Annotated in this window: 12 protein-coding genes and 1 pseudogene; 5 read left to right on the top strand and 8 right to left on the bottom strand. The window is 59.6% G+C overall.

Features of this window, described 5'->3' with window-relative positions; all coding sequences use genetic code 11:
* Window positions 1-243: 243 nt before the first annotated feature.
* The 6 genes and pseudogenes from HY011_20570 to HY011_20545 form a co-directional block, all read right to left on the bottom strand.
* Window positions 244-3,797, bottom strand: a pseudogene (locus tag HY011_20570) (class I SAM-dependent DNA methyltransferase).
* Between the two features lie 136 nt (window positions 3,798-3,933).
* Window positions 3,934-4,377, bottom strand: coding sequence for a nuclear transport factor 2 family protein (locus HY011_20565; GenBank protein MBI3425334.1), 444 nt, complete (start codon window positions 4,375-4,377; stop codon window positions 3,934-3,936).
* 223 nt (window positions 4,378-4,600) lie between these two features.
* Window positions 4,601-7,105, bottom strand: a complete 2,505-nt coding sequence (locus HY011_20560) for a fibronectin type III domain-containing protein (GenBank protein MBI3425333.1) — start codon at window positions 7,103-7,105, stop codon at window positions 4,601-4,603.
* 382 nt (window positions 7,106-7,487) lie between these two features.
* Window positions 7,488-8,987 carry a hypothetical protein gene (locus tag HY011_20555; protein ID MBI3425332.1) on the bottom strand — a complete coding sequence of 500 codons (1,500 nt, stop codon included), beginning with the start codon at window positions 8,985-8,987 and terminating at the stop codon, window positions 7,488-7,490.
* 699 nt (window positions 8,988-9,686) lie between these two features.
* Window positions 9,687-11,390, bottom strand: coding sequence for a GMC family oxidoreductase (locus HY011_20550; GenBank protein ID MBI3425331.1), 1,704 nt, complete (start codon window positions 11,388-11,390; stop codon window positions 9,687-9,689).
* Between the two features lie 194 nt (window positions 11,391-11,584).
* A complete protein-coding gene (locus HY011_20545; GenBank protein ID MBI3425330.1) occupies window positions 11,585-12,235 on the bottom strand; it encodes a hypothetical protein in 651 nt (216 codons plus the stop codon).
* Window positions 12,236-12,352: 117 nt separating this feature from the next.
* On the opposite strand from HY011_20545, the gene HY011_20540 reads away from it, so the two are divergent.
* The 3 genes from HY011_20540 to HY011_20530 all read left to right on the top strand — a co-directional run bounded on the left by HY011_20540 (window position 12,353) and on the right by HY011_20530 (window position 15,764).
* A complete protein-coding gene (locus tag HY011_20540) occupies window positions 12,353-12,790 on the top strand; it encodes a BlaI/MecI/CopY family transcriptional regulator (GenBank protein MBI3425329.1) in 438 nt (145 codons plus the stop codon).
* Between the two features lie 23 nt (window positions 12,791-12,813).
* The gene (locus HY011_20535) at window positions 12,814-14,982 is read left to right on the top strand and encodes a M56 family metallopeptidase (GenBank protein ID MBI3425328.1); all 2,169 of its coding nucleotides are present in this window, start codon (window positions 12,814-12,816) and stop codon (window positions 14,980-14,982) included.
* Window positions 14,983-15,095: 113 nt separating this feature from the next.
* On the top strand, window positions 15,096-15,764 hold the full coding sequence (locus HY011_20530) for a hypothetical protein (protein ID MBI3425327.1): 669 nt from the start codon (window positions 15,096-15,098) through the stop codon (window positions 15,762-15,764).
* Between the two features lie 53 nt (window positions 15,765-15,817).
* Here HY011_20530 and HY011_20525 read toward each other — a convergent pair whose 3' ends face one another.
* Complete coding sequence (locus HY011_20525; GenBank protein ID MBI3425326.1) at window positions 15,818-16,189, bottom strand: VOC family protein; 372 nt, start codon at window positions 16,187-16,189, stop codon at window positions 15,818-15,820.
* 94 nt (window positions 16,190-16,283) lie between these two features.
* On the opposite strand from HY011_20525, the gene HY011_20520 reads away from it, so the two are divergent.
* Window positions 16,284-17,306 carry a Gfo/Idh/MocA family oxidoreductase gene (locus tag HY011_20520; GenBank protein ID MBI3425325.1) on the top strand — a complete coding sequence of 341 codons (1,023 nt, stop codon included), beginning with the start codon at window positions 16,284-16,286 and terminating at the stop codon, window positions 17,304-17,306.
* A 100-nt stretch (window positions 17,307-17,406) separates the two neighbouring features.
* On the opposite strand, the gene ppk1 is transcribed toward HY011_20520, so the two are convergent.
* Entirely contained in the window at window positions 17,407-19,599 is a 2,193-nt protein-coding gene (ppk1, locus tag HY011_20515; protein MBI3425324.1) for a polyphosphate kinase 1, read from the bottom strand.
* Window positions 19,600-20,124: 525 nt separating this feature from the next.
* Between ppk1 and HY011_20510 the strand changes: the two genes are divergently transcribed.
* Window positions 20,125-24,972, top strand: coding sequence for a YfhO family protein (locus HY011_20510; GenBank protein ID MBI3425323.1), 4,848 nt, complete (start codon window positions 20,125-20,127; stop codon window positions 24,970-24,972).
* Window positions 24,973-25,022 lie beyond the last annotated feature (50 nt).

The following is a 25,022-nucleotide window of genomic DNA, read 5'->3' as shown; positions in this document are numbered from 1 at the left end:
ATTGGGCTTTGCCCTTTTCGCTATTTTGGAAGCCAATACCCGCCCCAACGGGGCACAATATGAAAGCCCAGGGCATCGCCCTGGGTAACAGCGCAGCAGTAGAAAACAAGCCCTGAAAGGGCGGAATAACCGTAGGGAGCAACCCAACCTGGAGATTATTTCGCCCTTTCAGGGCTTTGTAACATTGCCATTACGCCCAGGGCGTTGCCCTGGGCTGCTAGATCTCGCCCCGTTGGGGCTCAATCACGCCGCAAACTTCCCTGCCTCTACTTCACGCGCCAGTCCCAACGAAACGAGCGTTTGCAGCAAATTCGCAATTGTCGCGGCGCGGGCGCCCTTGAACGCTTTGGCCAATTCGTCGGCGTTGACGACGCCGGTTTGGGCGGCGAGCGCGGCGCGCAAGGCGGCGGCTTGTTCGGGCAGGTTTTTGGGCCAGGGGAGTTTGGCGGTTTTGACCGCGACGACCGGCGTGTCGAAATCCGTTTCGCCCGTGTCGAGCGCGGTTTGGACGCCCGCCGGTTTTTGGTATTCGGGCCGCAGCCAGCGGACGTGACCGGCTTGCTCTTCGCGGGCGCGGATATTGTTGAGGGCGACAAGACGGGCGAGGATTTCTTCATCAGGCAAATCGGCAGGCCAGCCGTAAGCCGCCGCGACCGCCGCATCCAGTTCGTCGTGCAATTGGCGCAGCACGGCGATGAGGCCACGTTCGTGCGTTGCGCGTTCTTTGTCGGTCAGCGGCGGCGGCGCGTTGGACAAGCTGCCAGCTTGTCCAGGCCTTGGCGGTGTGGGCGACTGGCCGAGACCAGTGGACAAGCTAGCAGCTTGTCCAACCTGTAAGCCCCGCTCTTTTTCCAGCACGTTATACATCTCGGTCAGCGTCAGGTCGGGATGCAAGGCTTGCTGCCGTTTGCGGTGCGCGTCCAATTGCTCGCCCAAGGCGCGAATGCGGGCTTGTTGGACGGCGGTGCAGTCTGGGAATGGGAAGGGTTCAAAGCACGTAACATTGCGCCAGCGTGGTCTGTCTTCCAATGTTGAGCCAGCAGCCAATGCCCAGGTCAGATGCACCTTTGAACTCAAAACTCCCAAAGTGTAGGCATCATTCAAAGCGACAACAAATAGCGAGTGATCAGGAACAACGTCGGAACTTAGGAAAACAAAAAAACGATGCTTTGATGTTTCGAGCGTTGCGATATAGCGGTCGAGTGATTTCAACGCCTCTCGCATCGCTGATCGTGGCTCTCCAAAAATCCACCAACGATCTTTGTAAGACTGTCTTTTGTTTTGGTCTCTGAATGGTTTAACTCTATCCAACAGCCATTGATAAAGCGGCGGATAGTTTTGCAACACGCCATCGCGTGAGAGCGAAAAAAGATCTATCACGTAACGCATCAATCGCTGTTGAGCAATTTCACGACCACTAACGTAGGGCTTGATTACAGGCGGCAGCTTTTCAAGTTGATAACCAAGTTGCTGTATCTCATCGGATGTAAGACGAAAGCCATCGCCAACTAAAGTCACGCCCATAAATGAGAGGCCGATGTTTGAAGTAAGGCGGGTTGCGCTTGCTACATCAGCACCAATACTTAGGTTCGAATTTATCTTTCCTTGAGCGGCTGAAAGTGTAACTTTAGTTCCATCACCATCGCTAACTTCCTCGGCGATCACCTTTGCTAAAGCCCCCCAATGATGGCCTTGTTTGCCCAATGTCATTGAGATTCTTACCGCTGCGCCATCTTCCGTATCCACCCAAGGATGGTCAGGAATTGCAAAAGTCAGTGATACCCCATCTTTGTTATCAAGGTGGCGTTGGAGTATGCGCCGGTTGAAAGGCTGGGTGATGCTGTTTGTTGATACAAAACCAAATTGCCGCAATTTGCCTTGGCAAACGAGTTCAGCCGCGTGATTCCACCAATACATCACATAATCAACATTGTCAGGAACGTCAGTCTGAATCGTTCTTAGCGTCTCAACATAACCATCCCCAAGCGTGATACGCATCCGCTTGTTGCCGATGAACGGCGGATTGCCGACCACATAATCCGCCGCAGGCCATTCAGCTTTGCGGGCGTTGACGTAAGCGTAAAGCGGCACGCGGGCGGTGTCGTCGGGCACGGCTTCGCCGGTGACGGGATGGGTTTTGAGCGTGCGCCCGTCCCAGCGCGTGACGGGTTGGCCGTCTTCGTCGGTGACGATTTCGCGGCGGTCATAAGCGAGCACGGCGTCGCGGCATTCGATGTTGCGGAACTTGCGCAAGACGGGTTCGCTGGGGCGGGCGTCGCCGCGCGTGCGGAAATGCCATTGCAAATAGCCGATCCACAACACCAGATCGGCAATCGCCGCCGCGCGCGGATTGAGTTCGAGGCCGAGCAATTGATGCGGGTCTACGGTAAAACCTTCGATCTCAAAGGCGGCCTGGCGCGCGTCAAAATCGTTGAGCGCGTTGATGACTTCGCCTTCCAGCCGTTTCAGGTGTTCGAGCGTGACGTAAAGAAAATTGCCGCTGCCACAAGCCGGATCGAGCACGCGCACTTCGCACAACGCGCGGTGAAAGTCTTTGACCAGCGCGGCGGCGGCTTCCAGCTTTCCTTCCTGCGCCAGCGTCACGGCGGCGGTTTGCACGTCTTTCCATTGTTCGCGCAACGGTTCGATGACGGTGGGCAGCACGAGGCGTTCGACATAGGCGCGCGGCGTGTAATGCGCGCCCAGCTTGTGGCGTTCGACCGGATCAAGCGCGCGTTCGAGCAGCGTGCCGAAAATCGCCGGTTCGACCTCGCGCCAATCGCTGCGGCTGGCTTCGATCAGCAATTCGAGTTGGGCGCGCTTGACGGGCAAGGCCCCGCTGCTCTCAAACAAGCCGCCGTTAAAGCGCAACACATGCTCTTCGAGAATCGTTGAAAAGCCGCCCGTATTCATCGTCGCCCACAACGCTTCGAGCATCGGTTGAAAGGTGTGCAACTTGTCGCGGCGGCTTTCGAGCAATTCGGTGAACTTGTTGGAAGGGATAAGCTGCACATCTTCGGCAAACATCGTAAACAGGCAGCGCATCAGGAAAGCAGAAACGACTTCGGGCGCTTGGCCCGACTCTTCAAACGATTTAGCGAGCGCGGCCAATTTGGTGGCGACTTCACGCGTAATACGGGCGCTGCGCCGTGCCGGGTCGAGCGCCAGCGGATCAGTCCAGACCGCGCGCAACCGCGCGCGGATTTCCTCTTTGGCAAGATCAGCCAGCTTGAGGCGATACGAAGCGGCATCGGGGAACGGCAAATACGTCTTGCCCGCCCGCGTGAAATCGGCCAGCAACTCAAACGAATGCCCGATGTCCACGACGACGAGAAAGACAGGCCAGCCTTCGCTCGTCGGCAGGGCTTTGGCGTATTGCTCGGCTTGGCCGCGCGCCTTGAGCATGGCGACGTCCCAACCTGTCGTGCCGCGCACTGCCGTACCTTTGCGCGTTGGTTTCGGCGCATCGTCAAAGAGTGAGTTTGCACTCTCGCGTTTTCACTTCCCTGCTTGGCTTCCAGCACGAAGCAGCCGCGCTTATACAAATCAATCCGCCCCGGCGAAGTCGTGCCGTCAGGATTCTGAAAGCTGATGGCACGCTCGAAAACGTAAGCATTGCGCGCGTCATCGGGTTGCGTGGGTTGCGGGCGCGGGACTTCGAGTACGTCGCACAGTTCGGCGAGAAAGAGTTGGTAATTGGCGCGCTCGGCTGCGCCGGAAGCGGCCCAGCGTTGGATGAAGTCGGCGGTCAATGTTTGGCGCGTGTCGGTCAAGGCTGTTTCCTTGGATGCAGTGATTTTGTGGGCGAAGCAGATGATACAGTACGGGGAGCGTGCGCGACCTGAGCCTTGAAAGCAGGCAGCTTGGCGCTCCCTCAATGCTTCCATTGCCAAGGCTCAGGTCGCTCACGCTCCCTGTACTGCACCGGCAAGGTCATTTCTCTGCCGGGTAATACCAAACCCGCCGAATCAGCCCGTCGCGCAGTTCATAGACGCTGAGGCGGCGCTGCGCTTTCGGCCCACTTTTGCTTTCCCACATGGCTCTCTCGTGTACGGTCACGAAACGGTCTGCGGCCATGACCGCTTCAAATTCCGAGTGGCAGGACGGGCAGCTTTTGAAATAGCCGGTCAGCCAGGTTTCGAGCGCCGCCTTGCCGCCGGTTTCGACGCTGAGTTTGTCGCCGTCTATGCTGAGCCATTGCGCGTCGTCGGTGACCAGCGCGGCCAGCGCGACGACATCGTGTTTGTTAAAGGCGGCCTCGAACTTGCGCACGACAGTTTCGTTGGCGGCGGGCTGACGCGCCAGTACGGCGTAGCTTTTCACCAGTGCACAGCCGGCGACGAGGACCAAAACGAGAATCAGGGAATAGGTTTTCATGCGGTACTACGAGTGGACGGTTAAGGCTCTGCGGAGCGAGGTTATTTGCGTGTCGCTTGTCTGTACGTTGGCGACGGGCGGCATTGTACACGAGATCGCAGGCACGGCAATTGGCGCGCGCGGCTGAGGCCAGCGCCAAAACAATGGGGCGGAGCAAGCAACGCTTCGGATTACGCCGAATGCGCTGCCTGCTCCGCCCCGCCAAGGCTTGTGTCGGTGTTGGTTAGTTTAACGTCGTAAAGCTGCGCTGTATGCCCGGCAGGATCGCCGAGGTGTTGCCCGCCGCATCGAACGCTTCGATCCAGAAACTATAGCCGGTGTTGCGGAGCAGGGTGGTCAAGTTGACGCTGGTGGTCACACCATTGACCGTGGCGACGGGCGCTACCACCGGCAGCGGCGGACAGCCGGTGCGCGGGCAAACAATGATGGGCGTGACCAGATAGACGCGATACCCGGTGACGCCGACATTGTCGGTCGTGGCGGGCCACGTGATGGTCGCACTCGTGCGCGTGATGTTCGTCACTGTCGCGGCGAAGTTTTGCACGGCCACCGGTGACAACACATCCGACCCGGACGGATAGACCGTGTAACTAAAGGTCAAATCGCTGAAGCCTTCGCTATTCGTGCCGCGCGCCGTGGCGGTATACGTGCCGGGCGTTACGCCCGCCACCGGATTCCACGTCACGACACCGGTCACAGCATCAATCGCCATCCCGGCGGGCGCTCCCACGAGCGAGAAGGTCGGCGCGGGCAACCCAGAACCGCCGATGACAAAATTCACGGGCGCGGTCGAATGCGCCTCTGCCGAAACCAGCGTCAACTGGCCGTCCAGCACTGCCGCCACGGATTCGGCGTAAAAGCCGCCGCCGACCGGTTTCGGAAACGCCGGGTTATGGAAGACCACGGGCGGCGACAAGGTCGTGACGGAAAACGGCCCCGTGATCTGCGACTGATTCCCGTTGGCATCGAAGGAAGCCACATAAAGCAGGTGCGTCGAATTCGTCAAAAAGCCCCCCACCGTGCCAGAGGTGCCCGTGATGTTATCGAGCGTCACGATCTGTCCAACCCCAGCGATGAATTCGAAGATGCGATAACCCACCACCGGCACGGCGCTGTTTGCTGGCGGCGTCCACGCCAAGGTGATGGTGTTTTGCGTCAGCCCGGCGACCACGACATTGGTCGGCGGCGCGGGTTGCAAAGTCACAAACGAGGCGGTCGCGGACAGGCCCGACGTGACTCCGTTGACCGTCGCCCGCACGGCATAGGTATGACCGCCGCCAGCAACCAGGCCAGAGATGGTGACGGTCGTGTCACTCAGCGGGCCAGTGACCGGAGGGAAACTACAACCGCCACGGCCGCTGCAAAAACGTTCCACCAAGGTGTAGCTCGTCACACCGATCTCCGCTGGCAACGGGTTCCAACTCACCGTGGCGCTGTTGGCCGTGATGTTCGAGATAGTCAAGCCCGTCGGAGCGGGTGGCGCAACGTTAATCGTGAAGCTTTGATCCAGGCTGCCCGACGTGTTGAAAGCGCGCACCGTGCCAGTTTGCGTACCGATCTGGTCCAGCGCGGGCGTCCACGAAATCGCACTGGTATTCCCGTCAATCGTCATGCCCACCGGCGCGCTAACCAATAAGTAGTTGGGCAAGGGATTGCCACCAGTGGTGAAAACAGAAGCGCTATAAGCCACGCCAGCCGTGGCAAGCGTGCTGCCATTAAAGAAGATCGAGGCTGGCGGCGCATCCACTTGCGGACTCAGCGAAACCGCTGCGGTGTTGTTATTCGCCGCATCCACGCCGCCGATGACCACCAACTGCCCGAACTGATTGGGCACGTTTATAACGACGTTCGCGGAACTGACCGGCGCGGGCAAGGCCGGGCCAAACGTCCAGGTGTCGGTGGCGAGGTTGTAAATCTGCACGGTCGCTTGGGCCGTAGCGCCATTGGAGCCGCCCACAACATAAATAAACCCGTTCGCACCCAGCACCGCCGCGCTGTTTTGCGTCGCCGCCAGCATAGGCGAGACCGTGTCCCAGGTATTGGTGCTGACCGTGTAACGATTGACCGTCGCCGTCGCCGTCGCCGCCGCCGTGATACCGCCAAAGGTGTAGACGTGATCGCCGCCATCCGAGGCAGCGGCGAAGCCGTAACGCGCCTCTGGCAACGGCGCGAGCGTGACCCAGCGGCCATCCGCGCCCAGCCGTTCAACCGAAGCCAGCGGCCCTGCGTCGTCGCGTCCGCCAATGGCGTAAGTGCCCAGCGAGGCGGTCGTATAAGCAAACTGATAGCGCGCCGCCGTCAGGCTGCGCAGCCCTTGCGAATTGCCCGTGTTGGGATCGTAGCTGATGACTTCTTTCATCGCGCGGTTATTGCTGCCGCGTCCGCCGATGATGGTGATGCGCCCCGCCGCGTCCGCCGCCGCCCCGGGCGCGAACCGCGCATTTTGCAGGGCTGGAGCCGCTGCCCAAGCTGCCGCGCCAGGCGTCAACGCAACAACGGACAACGGATTCGCCGCCGTACCGCCCACCGTCACAATGCGACCGTCCGGCAAAAGGACTGACGCGGCGCCGCTACGCGCGGCAGGCAAACTCGGCCCCGCCGTCCAGTTGACCAACAATGCCACGAGCCTGGAAAAGCTGTTGGCGCTGGCATGCGTTTGCGTAATCCAAACTAAGCCCGCGCAAAGGATCAGTGTGCTGGCGAGCGTTAGGGTTTTTAGCCTGTTCATAATTCCTCTCAACTTGGTAATTCCGTCAGGGATTGGGAACGCACGCTCACGGGGCAGTAAAAAGCGCACACGAATACCTAACATCCGCGTTTGGGCGGACGCGCGGCGGCGAATTGAATGCGTGAACTAGGTCGTGATCGCCTGCGTGACGGCGAAGAGACAGGTCATCAAGTAAGCGCAGGCGTATTGCCAGGATAGGAGAGAACCGCACTTAATCATTTAGTGAGTGTGGCCGCACCGCCTGTAAAATACATGAGATTGAAGTTTTATTTGAATGCTGCGAACGCCTGTAGCTGTGGCGTTCAAGCAATGGCAAGCAAAAGAGGGGCGCAACTGCCAGGCCGTTGCGCCCCTCTTTTGCTTTGCTGATTCGGCCCCGCGCTTACTTGCTGAAATTCGCTTGCACCGAAAGATTGTTGGTGATCGTCAGTGTGCAGGTTGTCGCGGTGCTCAGGTTGCACGCGCCCGCGCCGCTGCCCGACCAGTTGACGAAGCTCTTGCCGGCGGGCGGCGTGGCGGTCAGCGTGACTGTCGTGCCGCTGGTGAATTTCGCCGAGCAGTTGCCGCCGCAATTCAACGCGCGGTCATTGCCGTTCGGGGTGGCAGTGATGGTGCCTGAATTGCTGCGCCCGACTGACAGCGTGAATTGCGGCAGGAAGTTCGCGCCCACGAGCGTCACCCCGTTCACCGCGACAGTGCAATTGACTTGTGTGCCTGTGCAAGCGCCCGCCCAACCGGTGAAGACCAGCCCGCCCGGATTTTCGCTCAACCCCAGCGCGGTGTTCTTGACCGCGAATTCCGCGCAGGTATTGCCGCATTTGAGCTTGCCATCCGCCGAGTTGACGGCGCCCGCGCCGCTGCGGCTGACAATCAACACATCAGGAACGATATTCGTCGCGGAATTTTGGGCCGAGATCAAATCGCCCAATTCGCCCGTCGAAGGCGCCGTACAGGTCAAATCAGCGCACGCGATTTTGTGTGTGATCGGGTCGTAACTGCCGGTGTATTTGTACATCTCGTAGCGGCGAATCACCGCGCGCGTGTCAGCATCAATGCCGCCCTGATTTTGGCGGCGGTTGCGCGTCTGATTGCCATTGCCGCCGCTGACCGGCGAGGCTTGCAAAATGTCCCACGCGACTTCGATTTGGGCGGCGGTCGTCGGCACGATGGGATTGAAGCTGGTCAAATCCTCCGCCGTCACTTCGCGCGAGAGTTGGGTTTTGAAAATCTTGATCCATTGCGCGTCGCCATATTTCTCAGGCGTTTCGGGCGGTTCCGGCGCTTCGACTTCGGCCACGACGACGGGCGGCGCACTGACGACCACCACCGGCGCAATGCTCCAGGTCGGGAAAGGAATGGCGACGTTCGGTGTGGCGCGAATCAAATTGCCCGGACTTGCCGCGTCGTCAATCAGCCAGTACCCCGTCGCGCGCACGATATTCGCGGTCGTGCGCAAGCCTTGCCCCAACGCTTCGCAACCGGCGGTGGCGTAAGTGCTGCCGCCGATATAACAATCATTCCAGTTGTACGGCGCGCCCGGCGTGTGCATCGGCGTCGTCTTGGTGTATGCGCCCCCGACATACGGACTGGCCCAGCGAATGTTGACCCCGCCGGTATACGCTGACACGCTCCCCGCGCCATAACGTTGGCCGAAACCGGTGTAATACAGATCGTTTTGGGCCGCGCCTTCAAGTTGAATCTCGAAGCCGTGCGCGACTTGCCCGGTTTCATTGACCACATCGAAACTGAACAGATTGCCGGAAATGGTAGCGGTCTGGGCTTGCACAACATTGGCGGCGCCAACCAAACAGACCAGACAAGCCAATGCGAACGTCAAAACGGGCGACTGCCCCCAAGCGGATTTTCGTAGCTGCGAATTCATTATTGATTCTCCTTGCGTGGTTACTCTTAAAGTGGTTTTGAGCGATGTGCTTTCGGGGCAGAAAAGCGCACACGAATGCCTAACACCCGGCGCTGCCTGGGCGTGCGGTGATAAATTGAGTTAGCAAGCTTGGTCTTACTCGCCTGTGTGAAAGCGAACAGACAGGTTGTTTCGGGGAATAACGCAGCGTAATTGTCAGGAGAGTGAGAAGCTGCGTTAGTCAATTGGTGAGTGTGGCGGGTAGAAGCAGAAAATACCTGAGCTTGAAATTATTTCGGAAGTTGCCCAAAAAAGTTCTTTCCGTAAATCCTTCGGGGCTGTTGCCGCCCTTACCTGATGGCGTGCCAGGGCAACTCAGACCAAGCGCGGCGCACGGGGACAGTACCGCGCACGGGCGCAAGCGGTACCACAGGTTTGGCGCAAGAGAGCAACATTCCAGCCGCCGCTTGCGCACGCGCGCGGTACTGTCTCGTTTGCTTTTCCATGGCCCGGCCCCCGAATTATTTACAGGAAGAAAAAGTTTGAGCCACACGCCTCGCACGACGTGCGGCTCAGTACATAACCAGAGTGGAGCTTACGCAAAAGCCAGAACCTCTGCCACAGAGGCACGGAGTCACAGAGAAAGATGGATGGTTTCCGGTAGTTCAGGCCTTTCCTCTGTGACTCCGTGCCTCTGTGGCCAGACATCTAGCGTATTACTTACAGCTTGCCGCGTTTGTATTCCCCCGCCAAGTAATCGCACGCCCGCGCCGTAATCGCCATCATCGTCAACGTCGGATTCTGGCAGCCTTGCGACACGAAACACGCGCCATCGGTCACGAACACGTTCGGCATTTCCCAAACCTGATTGTATTTGTTCAGCACAGACTTTTTCGGATCAGCGCCCATGCGCGCGGTGCCGACTTCGTGAATGCAGAAACCTGGGGGCGCGGGGTTGTTGCTGGCAAAGGTAATCGTGAAACCGGCGGCTGCGCCCATTTCCTGCATCGTAACGAGCGCGTCTTTGGCCAGCGCGCGTTCGTTGTCGCCGTGCGTGCATTCGATGTGCAGCGTGGGAATGCCATACGCATCCGGTTTGGCGGCGTTGAGCGTCACGCGATTGTCGTGGCGCGGCAACATCTCGCACCAAGCGCCCAAGCCCCAAGAGATTTCATTCGGCGCTTCGCGAATGAGTTTCTTCAACTCGGAACCGAAGCCCGGCGTCCGTTTGCCGTGGCTGAAGGTGTAGCCCATCTTCGCGCCGCCCTGCATGCCGTAACCGCGAATGAAATCTTTTTGCTTGTCGTTGATGTTGCGGAAGCGCGGCACATAGACGCCATTGGCGCGCCCGTCCGAATAGTCATAGGCCTGTCCTTTGAGCATCGGCACAATGCCGCCCGCGCTGATCTGATACATGTGATCCATCAGGTAATGCCCCAACGCGCCCGACGCAGCGCCAAGGCCTTCAGGGTGCTGGCGCGATTTCGACAGCATCAGGATGCGCGTGGATTCGAGCGTCGAGGCGCACAGCACCACCGTCTTGCCCAAATACTCGTAATCCTGCTTCGTGTTTTGATCAATCACGCGCACGCCCCTGGCCTTGCCCGTCTTGGCGTCCACCAGGATTTCGCGCACGACCGAATTGGGCCGCAGCGTCATCCGCCCGGTCTTGGCTGCGGCGGGTAAGGTCGAACCGGGGCTGCTGTAATACGAATTGGTCTCGCAACCACGGTCGCAATGGCCGCAATAGTGACAAGCCGGACGGCCCGGCAACGACTTGGTCAAAATCGCCGCGCGCCCGATGATCAGCTTGCGATCCTTCCACTTGCTCTCGATGCCTTTCTTCAACAGCCGCTCGCCACACGTCATCGCCATCGCCGGTTGGAATTCCGAATCCGGCAACTGCGGCAGGTTTTCATACGAGCCGCTAATGCCGACGAAGCGTTCGACCTGTTTGTAATACGGCTCTAGCTCGGCATAGCTGAACGGCCAGTCTTCGCCATAGCCATCGCGGCTGGCAGCCTTGAAATCGAAATCGCTCAGCCGGTACGACTGCCGCCCCCAGGTGAGCGAACGCCCGCCGACCTGCCGCCCGCGAATCCACCAGAACGGCTTGTCATCCGGCGTCGTGTAGGGGTTATCAATGTCATCCACGAACAGATGATGCCCGTATTCATTGGCCGCATAGCATTTCGATTGAATCGGCTGGCGCGGCGCATATTTTTCGCCACCGACCAAGCCGCGATATTTCAATTCAAACGGTTCGGTGTGTTCGCGGAAATCCTTGGCCGGATCAAGCTGGCGTCCGGCTTCGAGCACGAGCACGGTCAGGCCTTTTTCCGCCAGCACCTTGGCGGCCCAACCGCCCGTCGCGCCGGAACCGACGACGATGGCGTCATAAACTTTCAGATTGCGCTGTGCCATTCCATTCCTCCTGTGGCGAGCGCCGCGCGCGCGCGCAGCACCGTTGTGATTTGATTGTGTGGGAAAGCCAAATCAAAGCACACAGGATTGGTACTTGGGACAGTACCGCGCGCGTCAGCAAGCGGCCACTCGCGCCAAGTGCCGCTTGCTGACGCGCGCGGTACTGTCCCAAGGTTGCGTGCTTCGATTTAGTGTCAGAAGTTGAAGTACCCCGGCCCGACTTTCATACCGTGCATCCAGGCGCGCGGGAAACTGTGCGACGTCACGAGCGCGAGTATAGTATGCGACAACGCCAGCGTGAAGAGATTGGGACAGCGCGCAAACAATCGGCACCACAAATAGCCGCTGAGAAAGGTGCAGGCCGTCAGCAAGGGATTCGGCACATGCAGAAACGCGAAGACACCCGCCGCCGTCAGTGCCGCGTGATGATCCCTGGTATACACCTCGCGCATTCGCACAAACACAAACGCCTGCAAAGCGTATTGCTGCACGAAGGCCCAGAAAAAACGCCACCACAGCGCCCGCGCCGCCAGCCGTTCCAGCGGCCAAAGCGTACCGAGCAGCCAGCCGCTACCTGCCACCAAGCCGCTCACCAGCAATGTCGCCAGGCCAACTTCCAGCAAGGAGCGCGGCAAATTGTCCAGCCGCAAACCCAGAGCATGCGCGTCGTAACCGCGCCGCACATTCGCTGCGATGATGAACAAGACGCCCGCGCCGATCACGACCCACAACGCGCCGCGAAACGCGCCTTGCCAACCCCAGATGTAACTCAACAGCAACACGACAAAGAGTGTCACTTCAGCCTTGGCGCGTTCCGCCGCATCCCACGGCACTTCGATTTGCATAAACACCTCCGGCCCGCATGGTGGCATGAATTTTTGCTTGCCCCGCTTGACGCTCAACTACAACTGTCGTAGAGTCAGCTCACTTTGTAGTAGGAACAACGACAGAGGTAGCTAACCATGCCGCACAAACCGGAAATCAAATTAACGAAATTCGAGCTGGAAATCATGGATGCGCTCTGGGATTTACAGCGCGCCGCCATCCGCGAAATCCACGAGGCGCTGCCGGAAAAGCAGCGTCCCGCTTACACGACCGTCCAAACCATCATCCGCCGCTTGGAGCAAAAAGGCGCGGTGCGCCAGGTCAAACAGATTGGCAACGCACATATCTTCGAACCCACGCTTACGCGCCAGGCCGCGCATCGCCGCCTGATTGACGAACTGCTGATGCTCTTCGGCGGTTCGGCGCGCCCGCTGATGGCGCATCTGGCCGAAGCCGGCAAGCTCAGCCTGGAAGACGTGCGCGCACTGGAAACCATGCTGGCGGAACCGGCGCCAACAGCCACGCCCGCTGAAACGCCGAAACCGCGCAAACGCACACCCGCACGCCGCAATTAACCCTTTCGCAAAGGAGCGCGCCGATGTTTTCTCATCTTTTTTGGCATCAAGGGCTCGCCGCGTGGGCGCAATGGTTTTGGCCCGCCTTCGCCAACCATCTTTGGCAAACGACGCTCATCGCCTTGTTCGCGGGGCTTGTCATGACTTTGCTCAAGCGCGCGCCCGCGCGGGTGCGTTACGTTGCCTGGCTGCTCGTTCTTGCCAAATTGCTGCTGCCCTCGGCGCTGCTGCTTTGGCTGGCGCAAGGCGGCATTGGCTGGCTCACACGACTGTTGCCCGCAGCAGAGTTGCCTTCGGCCAGCTTTGCGCTCGTCTTTGAGAACGCGCAGCCGCTGGGCGAATTCGCCGCGCCTTTCGCCACGCTTGAGCTGGGCAAGGGGGCGGCTCTGGCCTCGCATAACGAGTTTTATTGCCTGCTCACGGGCGTTTGGTTGCTGGGCGCGGGACTGTTGCTGACCGGCTGGCTATCCCGGCGCAGACGTTTCGCGCAGGCTTTACGCAACAGCCAGCCCCTCAACACCGGACGCGAGTTCGAATGCCTGCAACGGCTGCGCGCACGCCTGTCTTACCAGCACAATGTTGTTTTGTTGCCCGCCCCGCGCCTAACCGAGCCGGGTGTCTGGCGTATTTGGCAGCCAGTGATCGCATGGCCGGAAGGCATGGCCGAACGTTTGAGCGACGCCGAACTCGAAGCCGTGTTGTTGCACGAACTGTTGCATATTCGGCATCGGGACAATTTGCTGGCGACGGTGCAGATGTGGGTATGTTGCCTGTGCTGGTTTCATCCGCTGGTCTGGTGGCTGGATCGGCGTTTGTTAGCCGAGCGCGAATGGGTTTGCGACGAAGCAGTCTTGCGCTGGCAAGGCGCGCCACAGATTTACGCCGCCAGCCTGTGGAAAGTCGCGCAATTCGGCCTGGGCTGGCCGTCCACAAATATGGCGGGCGTTTCGCGCGTGGGCGGTTCAAATCTGAAAAGGAGAATCGAAGCGATGTTACAAAACGAATTTCCGACGCGGCTGGCGTGGCCGCAACGTTTTTTGATCGGGTTCACCGTCGCGGCGCTGCTGGTGTTTTCCTGCGTCATTGCATTGCCGCTGCGCAATCAGGCATTGGCGCAAGACAAGCCGCCGACCGTGTCTGGCAATGTGATCGAGGATGGCGGACCGCAAGACGGCATCAAAGGCGGTGTGGCAGATGGCGTCGCCGACGGTATCAAGCAAGGTATTGCTATTAACGTGAAAGGCGGAGTAGCAAATGGCATCGCGGGCGGTGTAAATGGAAACAAAGCTGTGCGCTCGCTTGTGGCCGAGCCGCAAGATGTCAAACCGGCGGACAGACTCAATCATTGGGACGCCATTGCGCAAGCGCCGGAATTTCCGATTCGTATTGATTCGGCCAGCGCTCCTCCACTGCTGATTCATAAGGCCGTCGTGAAAACAATGCTGGAAGAAAGTTATCAACCCTTTGTCACTGCGGAACAGGGCGACAACCAAGCTACCTTAATTTCGCAGTTTCTATTGACGTTGACCAATCAAGCGTCCCTAGCCATCAAGAGCGTTGAATGCGAGTTCACTCATCCACGCATTAGGGCAGTGCGTCTGACAACTGAGTTCAAGAAACCCATTCCACCGACGGCTATGATCGAAGTAGGCAACGAACGCACCCTCTATTACCGGCTCAACCCAGGGCCGTTCAACCCTACAGATTTCACTGCCCGCATAACCATTGTGGAATATGAAGATGGTTCGTTTTGGGTGGCGGGCGCCGGGCACATCCCAAATTCAGCGGGCGCGTCAAAAACGCAGGCGCTCATAGAGCAACTTGGCAGAATGCGACAACAGCTAGATCAATCAACGGCGGCCAACCAAACGACAGTGGCTGCGCAAGGCGAGGAAGAAGTTTATAAAGCCAGCGCCGACTTGCGCCCCGTCATCACCTACCGCGAAAAAGCGGGCTACACCAAAGAAGCGCGCGACAACAAAGTCGAAGGCATTGTCATCTTGAGCGTCATCTTCCGGCGCAACGGCAAGCTGACCGACATCAGCGTCGTGCGCGGGTTACCGGACGGTCTGACAGAACAGGCTGTTGCAGCGGCGCAAAAGATTCGCTTCGACCCAGCCATAAAAGACGGCCAGCCGGTCAGCGTGCGCGCTAATCTAGAATATGGCTTCAGTCTGTTAGAGAAGAAATAGCCACAACACCCTCTTTACAACAAACAAGGCGGGGCACGCTTGACGTGGCCCCGCCTTTCTTTTTGCGCGGCTGGATTGCGCGCGGCCCAACGCGATTGTTAAGGTGTGCGCCGATGCCCGATCAACCTTGCGAACAATGCGGAACCGCACCAGCGCGGCTTTATCAACAGTTGCAGCTTCATACGCCCGGCGTGCCCAGCGAGGAAAGCCTGCGCTGGTATTGCGTGACCTGCGCGCGTGCAGAACGCTCGACGTTGCGAGAACAAGAAAGCGAACTCGCCGGACTGACGCGTGACGAATTGATCGCCAAGCTCGACCGCTTCTTTGCCGCGAGCGGCGTGTTCGAGATTTGCGGGCGCTGTCACGCGCAGGGCACGGGCTGTTGTCCGCCCACTTGCCGCATCATCGAGCCGCAAGGCTGCGTGAGCGGTAAGACGCTGTTTTGCGCGACCTTTTTGTGCAGCGCACTGCTCAACGCCATCAGCGAGTGCGAGCCGGAGTTGGGGCGCACGTTGAAGTGGTTGAAACGCGAAGTCGGCGTGGCCGAGTGGCGCATCTATCAAATGTTCACCCGCGTGCCCGCCGCTGAACGCGACGCGGAACGTCCGCTGGTGTTGCCGCAACGGTATCCTGATCCGGGCGAGTTGGATGGTGAACGGTTGAAACCCAAGCTGGCTGCATTAGCGGATGAGGTTTTGGAAATGCGCCGCCGTTGGCATGTGCAGGAAGAACGCGAGCGAACCTGTCCGACAAGCTGCCAGCTTGTCGGGGCGTCGCGATGAAACCTATTGGCTCGTCAGCCGAGACTCCGACAAGCTGGCAGCTTGTCGGACAGCTATGCCGGGCGCAATTCAATCGTGTTGCCGTCCGGGTCGCGGATGAACAACTGTTTGTTGCCCGCACGCCCACTGCCATAGGCAATGTGAATGCCGAGTTCTTGCAACTGCGCTTCGGTGGCATTGACGTCCGGCACGCTGAGCGCGAGGTGGCGGTCGTGGCGCGGCGGATCGGCGTGACCGGGCATGCCGGTGACGCTCATCAAATGCAACTGATGGCCGTTGCGTAAGTCGTACCACATGCCGGGAAAGCCCAAATCGGGGCGCGGCAGCGGTTCCAATCCCAGAATGTTTTCGTAAAATGCGGCGGCGCGTTCGACATCGGTGACTAAAAAGCCAGCGTGATGAAAGCCTGCGATATTGATCGGCATGGGTTGAACTCCTGTGACGAGTGATGAAAGAGCGCGGCGATTGTGCAATCTCAAATTTCAAATTACAAATTCCATGAACTGAGGATTATCAGCAATGAGCAATGAAATCGGCTTCGGCATCGCCGGCCCCGGTATGATCGGCAAGGTGCATGCCGAAGCCATCCAGGCCATCCCCAACGCGCGGCTGGTCGCCGTGTGCGGGCGCAATACAGCCAAGACAACTGAATTCGCCGCGCGCTTTAACGCGACGGCTTATACCGATTACGCGCAATTTCTGGCGCACCCTGGTTTGCAGGTCGTCAATCTGTGCACGCCCAGCGGCAATCATGCCGAAGAAGGCAGCGCCGCCGCGCGCGCGGGTAAGCACGTGCTGACCGAAAAACCGATTGAGACGACCTTGGCAAAAGCCGATGCGTTGATCGCGGCGTGCGAAGAAGCGGGCGTCAAGTTGGGCGTGATCTTTCAATCGCGTTTTTTGCCCGCCGTGTTGCGCATCAAACAGGCGCTGGCGGAAAACCGGCTGGGCAAGTTGATGCTCTGCGACGCCATCGTGAAATGGTATCGCGCGCCGGAGTATTACGCCGAGTCCTGGCACGGAACACAGGCGCTGGATGGCGGCGGCGCGCTGATCAACCAGGCCATTCACACGGTGGATTTGCTGCGTTGGCTGGCGGGGCCGGTCGAGACAGTGTTCGCTATGAAAGCCGCGCTGCGCTATCCGCAAATCGAAGGCGAAGACACGTTGGTGTCGAGCTTGCGCTTTCAAAACGGCGCGCTCGGCGTGATTCAGGCGACGACGTCGGTCAAGCCCGGCTTCAAGCGCCGCGTCGAACTCAGCGGCGAACGCGGCACAATCATCCTGGATGGCGATGCCATCAGCGTCTGGGCCATTGATGGCGAAGCGGACGCGCCCAGCAATGACGCGCAACTCACCGACGGCTCGGCCAATCCGGCGGCCATCTCGAACGAAGGCCATCGCATGCAGATTGAAGATATGGCTCAGGCGGTGCTGGAGGGTCGTGCGCCGCTGATTGATGGGCGCGAAGGACGGCTGTCGTTGGAAGTGGTGGAAGCGTTGTATACGTCAGCGAATGCGGGACAGGTGGTCAGGTTATAGTGGGCAAAAGAGCAGGGAGTGTAGGCCTCAGTCTGTGTTGGAGGTCACGAACACAGGCTGAAGCCCACACTCCCTGCTCTATCTGTCACGATCACAAGAACTACCCTAACAACGCCGGCTCCAACAGCTTCACCTGCGCGCAAAACGCTTTGTCATCAGCCAAACGCGGGCGGGCGTATGTTCCATCCGGTTGCAACCAGCGCATCTTGACGTTGTCGCGCCACATGGCAGCGAGGATTTCCTGGTTGATGCGTTCTTTGAGGCGCGCGTCTTCGATGGGAAAGAGCACTTCGACACGGCGGTCGAGGTTGCGGTTCATCAGGTCGGCGCTGCCCAGATAGATCACGTCGTCGCCGCCATTCAAAAACCGGTAAATGCGCGAATGTTCGAGGAAGCGGCCCACGACGCTGCCGACGCGGATGGTTTCGCTGCGGCCTTCGATGCCGGGGCGCAAACAACAAATACCGCGAATCAGCAAATCAATTGGCACGCCTGCGCGCGAAGCGCCGTATAACTCTTCGGCCATGCCGGTGTCGGTCATGCTGTTGAACTTGGCGAGAATGCCCGCCGGGCGGCCCGCCTGATGATGCTCGACTTCGCGGCGGATTAGTTCATTCAGGCTCTGCCGTAAATTGACCGGCGCGACCAACAGCTTGCGGTAGCGCACCTGCCGCGAATAACCGGTCAGGAAGTTAAACAGATCAGTCACGTCCGCGCCGAAATCTTTATTGGCGGTCAACAAACCCAGATCGGTGTAAATGCGCGCGGTGGCCGGGTTGTAATTGCCCGTGCCCAGATGCACGTAACGGCGAATCACGTCTTTCTCCTGCCGCACGACCAGCGCGACTTTGGCGTGCGTCTTTAGGCCGACCAGGCCGTAAACGACGTGCACGCCCGCCTGCTCCAACCGGCGCGCCCAACGCACGTTGTTCTCTTCGTCAAAGCGCGCTTTCAATTCGACCAGCACGGCGACCTGTTTACCGTTCTCGGCGGCTTCGATCAGGGCTTCGACGACGGGCGAATCTTTGCCGACGCGATAGAGCGTCTGTTTGATCGCCAGCACGTTGGGATCACGCGCGGCGGCGCGCAGGAATTCGAGCACCGGCGCAAAAGAATCATAGGGCGTATGCATCAGTATGTCCTGATGGCGAATCGCGTCGAAAATCGTTTCGCCCGTGGACAAGGCTTTGGGCGTGACCGGCGTAAACGGTTCGTCTTTCAGCGCGGGCAGATCGAGTTTGCAGAGCGTCATCAGGTCGGGGATGTTGAGCGGGCCGTCCGCCGTGTAAACATCCTGCTCGCTCACATCCAGCGCCTGCCGCAACAACTTGACCATTTCGGGCGACATCCCGGCGGCCACTTCCAAACGCACGCCGAAGCCGAAACGGCGCTGGCGCAATTGCTGTTCGACCATCTTCAACAAATCGCCCGCCTCGTCCTCTTCGATTTCCAGGTCGGCGTCGCGCGTGATGCGGAAGGGCTGGCATTCCTGCACTTTCATGCCGGGGAAGAGGGCTTCGATGTGGGCGCTGATGACGTCTTCGAGCATGACGTAATGCTGTTCGGCGCCCCCGCTAGATTCGACCTTAATCAGGCGCGGCACGTTGGGCGGCACTTTGACGCGCGCGAAACGCGGCTCTTCGCCATTGGTTTCGGGCACGACGAGAATGCCCAAGTTCAAACTGATGTTCGAGATGTACGGGAACGGATGGCTGGGATCAACCGAGAGCGGCGTCAAAATCGGGAAGATGCGTTCGTAAAAATAATCGTGCAGCGCCTTGCGCTGGTCACGATTCAATTGATCGTGCGGCACGATGCGCACCTCGTATTTTTCCAGCCCCGGCAAAATCTGCCGCAGCAAACAGCGCATCTGCACATCCAGCAACGGGCGCAGCCGTTCTGAGATCAGCCGCAATTGCGTCGCCGCGCTCAACCCATCGGGCGAAGTCAGATGCGGGTTGGCTTCGTTCTGTTCCTGCAAGCCGCTGACGCGCACCATGAAAAATTCGTCGAGGTTGGTCGAGAAAATCGCCAGGAATTTCAGGCGTTCCAGCAATGGCTGCGTCGGGTCGAGCGCTTCGTCGAGCACGCGGCTGTTGAATTCGATCCAACTCAATTCGCGGTTGAGCAGCGGACTCTCGGCCAGATTGCCCGTGCCGCGGCGTTCGGCTGGTGCAACCGCCGCAGCTATCGCGACAGCCGCGCCATTCGCTGCTTTGCCGTTGGCCTCTTTGCTCTCGCTGTCTTTGCTAACGGCGGGGCCATTGGCGGGAGCAGGGGCGGCTTTGGCCATTTGTTGGGCGGCGGGCGAGAGGTGGGCCACCGTCAACATCATCGTTTCACGCGCTTCGCCTCGGACTTTGGTGCTCATAAAATGCCTCAGTCAACTTTCAGGTTTGGGCAGGTTTGGGAATCGGGGGACGACTTCATCCACGCACGGCTGGGGATTGTATGTGCACTGTGGCGGGGCGTCAATTTGGCGAAGCCTCGTGTTTACGCGGATTTTAGCTGGGGCGGGCGCGGACAGCGCCCGCCCCGCCCACTAAATCGAATCACACAACATTGGCACACGGGCCGAAACTGCAACACTGTGCTACGGTGTTCAGAGTTCCGCCTTCAGGCGGTGGCGGCGCGAAGCGCCAATATACGCGCCTGCGGCGCGCCACCGCCTGAAGGCGGAACTCTGAACACCGTATTTCGACGCACGCAAATTAACTTGAATGTACCAATCCTGGCTGTTGTGATTTAGAATCGCGCCCTCGCATTCATCAACAACAATCATGTACTGACCGCACCTCTTCCCCCTCGTCGAGTTGCTATGACACCTGTCAATAAACCGTCTGACGCTTGGCCGCGCTGGTTGAGCGCCACCGTGTTCATCCTCGCGCCGCTGCTTTATTTTTTTCCGGCTGTGCTGGGCCAAGTCACGCTCGCCCCCGGTGACGGCTGGTCACAGATTTTCGGCATCCGCGTCTTGATCGGGCAGATGTTGCAACAAGGGATGCTGCCGCTCTGGAACCCGTACATCTTCGCGGGTATGCCGCTGCTGGCGAGCATTCAGCCGGGCGCGCTGTATCCGCCGACGTGGGTCTTCGCTGTCTTTTCACCGCAGGCCGCGATGAATCTGATGGTCATCACGACCTATCACCTGGCCTTGCTCGGCGCGTATCTTTACGCGCGGCGCATCGGCCAGACGCGATTGGGCGCGTTGGTAGCGGGGCTGGCGTTTGCCTTTGGCGGCTATCTGGTCGCGCATCTGGGCCACACCAATCGCATCGCAGCGGCGGCCTGGCTGCCGTGGATTTTGCTGGCGCTTGAAGAATTGCATCAACGCGCGCGCTGGCGTTGGGTTACGTTGGGCGCGCTGTTTATCGCCTTGCAGCTTTTTGCGGGCGAACCACAGATGACCTGCTACACGATCATCGTGGCGGGCGCCTATACGCTTTTCACCCTATTCTTGCGTGAACAACAGGAACAACCCTGGCGTTATCTGGGCGCGTTGGCAGCGATGGGCTTGTGCGGTGCGTTGCTCTCTATGATTCAGCTCTTGCCCGAACGCGAGATGCTGCATTTCAGCGAACGCGCGGCCATCACATACGAATACTTCTCGCAGTTCTCACTGCCGCCCCGGCAAATCCTGGGCTTTTTCTTCCCGTATTATTTCGGCGGCGCGGCACTTGACCCGTACAAAGTGCCGTACTGGGGCCGCTGGAATCCGACCGAGACGGCGGGTTATGTGGGCATGCTGACGTGGCTGTTGGCGCTGGTCACGCTTTGCCGCTGGCGTAAAACCGCGTTGCAATGGTTCTGGCTGGCGTGGGCGGTGGTCGCAGTGGGCTTGGCGCTAGGCGACAATTTGCCTTTCGGCTTATATCACTTTTTGCATAACGTGCCGGTCTATAACCTGTTCCGCGCGCCGGGGCGGCACTTGCTGGAATTTAATTTGGCGCTGGGGTTGCTGGCCGGATTCGGCATCACGACGCTGACAGAATTGGAAGCGCGCGCACGTTGGCGGTTGGTCGGCCTGAGTTCCGCCGTGCTTGGCGGCATCGTCGCGGTCGCGGTCGTGATTTATTGCTTCTTTGACGAACGGCTAGTGATGGACTTGCCGTTGCCGCCCGAAGCCGGTTCGTTTGCCAATCCCGACATTTACTATCCGGTGGTGTTCTTTGGCTTGGGCGTGCTGGCGCTGGCGGCGTATGCGCGTAAACCAAACGCGCTGATCTCCGTCGCCATCGTCGCGCTGGTGCTGCTGGATGCGATGTCTTACGGCTTCTCGTATGAATGGCGGCTGCCCAGTTTCAATATGCGCGAACGGCTGGCCGATGCGCCTTCGGTCAAATTCATCAAAGAACGCGAAAAGGATTTGAATGCCTTTCGCATCCTGAGTCAGTCGCCGCAGCCTTTCAAAGACGGCTACGAGATGCTGGACTTCCCCAACGTCTCGATTGTGCGCGGACTGCAAAGCGTGAATGGCTACGACCCGCTGCGCCTCACGCGCACGACCGACATCGCCGGGCAGATGACGCTGGAAGGCTGGGTCGAAGACCTCAGCGCGTTCAATCCCGAACACAGCGGTTACGATCTGCTCAACGTCAAATACCTGCTCTGTGAACAGGCCTCGAAAGACACCGTCACTTACGAGGGCATCAAATTCAACGGCGAGCCGAGCACGCTGCAACTCAAGCCCGGCGTGCGCACGGTCTTCAAAAAACACGCGACGATCAACGAACTCGCCTTCGTCTCGGCGATGGGCAGTTCGCCGCAATTCACCACCGGCACGCCGGTCGTCGGCATCAAGCTTTTCACCACGGACGGGCGCGTCATCGAACAACAAATGCAAGCCGGGCGCGACACCGCCGAATGGGCCTATGACCGCGCCGATGTCAAAGCCGTCATCAAACACGACCGCGCCAAAGTCATCGAAAGCTGGCCCGAAGACGGTTACCAAGGCCATCGCTATCTGGCGCGTTTCAAATTCGACCGCGTGACGATTGAACAAATCGAATTGACGTACCTTCCCACGGAAGCCGATCTCACCATCACGCGCGCGGCGGTGTTTGACAGCGAGACAAACAATTCCTTTGCGCTCGATGTGCTGAACATTCCCGAAGAGCGCTGGCAACGGCTGCAACAGTTCGGCACGGTCACGGTGTTTGAGAACAAGCATTTTCTGCCGCGCGCCTGGTTCGTGCGCCGTTTGCAAATGTCCACCACCGCCGAAGTGCTGCGCGCGATCAAGACCGGCAAACTTGGCGACGGTGCGGCTTACGATCCGCGCGAGGTGGCGCTGTTTGAAAAAGAGTTGTACGGCAAAGAGCAACTCGACCTCCCTGCGCCCGGCGATCCGGCAGGCGCGGAGGTCAAAATCACGCGCTACGAACCGCAACGCCTGGAATTGCAGACGAAGCATGCGCAACCGGGCTTTCTGGTGTTGAGCGAAATGTATTATCGCGGCTGGGACGCCTTTATTGACGGGCGGCGCGTGCCGGTCGAACGGGTGAATTATGCGTTGCGCGGCTTGAGCGTCCCGGCGGGCGAGCATCGCGTCGAGTTCCTCTTTCGCTCGCCAAGTTTCAACCAAGGGGCGCGGCTGGCGGGCTTGGGCGTGTTGATCTTGCTACTTGGAGCAATCGCCGGACGCCGTGGATGGGGCGGTACGGGGAGCGGTAGCGACCTGGTTTCCCGGCTGCTACGGCGGCGGCGGGATCAGGTCGCTACCGCTCCCCGTACCGCCCTGCTGTCGCGGTTGCGCGCTTCGCCGGGCCGCTTGTTGTTGTTGGCGCTGCTGACCGGTTATTTCGTTTGGATTGCACAAGGCTCCTCGTTTGCGGTGGGCGGTTCTGACAGTTCGGGCTATGCCAACATCGCGCGCACGCTGTTGCATGGGCCGCTCAAACCGCCGGTCAAAGAGCTGGAACGTTTCGGCCTGACGGCGAATGATGCGGATGTGTTTTGTCCGCTGGCTTATCTGACGGTGCGACGCCCTGGCGAACCGGTGGTGCAGACGCCGTTTTATCCGGTGGGCTTTCCGTTGCATCTGGCGGCGGCGGCGTTGCTGGCGGGCTGGCGATGGGGGCCGTATCTGGTGAATCCGCTGCTGGCGGCGTTGAGCCTGCCGTTGATATTTTTGATCGGCCTTGAACTGGGTTTGCCGCGCGTGTGGGCGGGCGCGGGTGCAGTGATGCTGGCGTTCAATTCGACGGTCATCCACATGTCCACGCAACCGATGAGCGATGTTGCCGCGATGTTTTGGGCGCTGGCCGCAGTCTGGGCAGGTTTGCGCGCGCGGCGAGAAACGCATTGGTCTTGGTGGACGGGCGCGGCCTTTGGCATGGCGGTGCTGGTGCGTCCGACGAATGTGTTGTTGCTGGCGCCGCTGGCCTTTTGCCTGCCGTTCACATGGCAGGCGTGGTTACGTTTTGGCTTGGGCGGTGCGCCGTTGGGGGCCGTCTTTTGCGCGTACAACCTGACGGCGTATGGACATCCGTTGCGCACCGGTTATGGCGTGATTCAGTTGGACAACGCGCTGATGTTCGCGGGCTTTGGCAAGCGGCTAAGTTACTACGCCTATTGGCTGGCGATTTCGCTTAGCCCGCTGCCGTTGCTGGCCTGGCTGGGCGTGAGCGCCACGCGCGGGACGGCGTGGCGCAATCGTGCTTTGCTGCTGGCTTGGTTTGGCGCGTATCTGTGCTTCTATTCCTGTTATGACATTTACGAGGCCTGGGGCGACACGCGCTTTCTGTTGCCGGGTTTGCCGGGCTTGTTGCTGGGCGCGTTGCTGGTGTCGCACAGTACGCTGGCGAATTGGAAAGCGCCACGACGGCGTTGGGGCTGGGCGCTTGCAAGCGTTTTGTTCGCCATGACACTCGGCGTGATGTTGCGCTTCTATGCGCAGAATCAATTTTTCACTTACGCGCGCGACCAGAGCCTCAATGCCGACGCCTGTCGCTGGGCCGATGCGCAAGCGCCGCGCGAGGCGCTGCTGGTTTCGATGCAGATGAGCGGGGCGTTGCGGTTTTACACCAACCGTTCGGTTTTCCGTTGGGAGCAAATCCGGCCCGGCGCGTGGCCGGCGGTGTACCGGCAAGTGTTGGCGCGGGGCGCGCGCTTTTACGCGCTACTGATGGATTACGAAGCGGAACAAGCACAAGGCCAAGTCTTGGGCCATTGGACGGAAGTGGGCCACCTGTCGCAATACCGGCTCTGGCAAATCGAGCCGCTGGACAAATCACCGCCGCGCGCCGAATTCCTGAGCGGCTTTCACGGTTGGGAAGGCTTGGGCGAAGCGCGCTGGCAATGGATGGATGGCACAGGTGTCGTGCGCTTGCTCAACACGAGACAGCCCATGCGCTTGCGCGTGGCCGGCCAGGTGCCAGGGGCCTTTGCGCGCCCGACGGTTTTCAAATTATTCCTCAACGGCGCGCTGCTCGAAGAGTTCGCCGCGCCCGACCGCCTTGTCGGACGCGAATACCTGATAACGCCCGCGCAACAGGGCAGCGGCGAATGGTCGGAGTTGCGCCTGCAAGCCGACCAGACCGTCACGCCCAGCCAAGCCAATCCCAAGAGCCGCGACGACCGCGCGCTGAGCTTTTCGCTGACAAAGTTGCTTTGGGAAGAAGCCGCGGCCACACCGCCTAATTCGCCAAAGCCTGCCCACAAATGAACTGCGCGCCAACCTGGGTACGCAGCGCTTCCAGCGTGCAGGACTGATGG

This window comes from Acidobacteriota bacterium, from assembly GCA_016196035.1.
Taxonomy (GTDB): Bacteria; Acidobacteriota; Blastocatellia; order RBC074; family RBC074; genus JACPYM01.
This window is presented reverse-complemented; position numbering and strand designations above follow the sequence as displayed.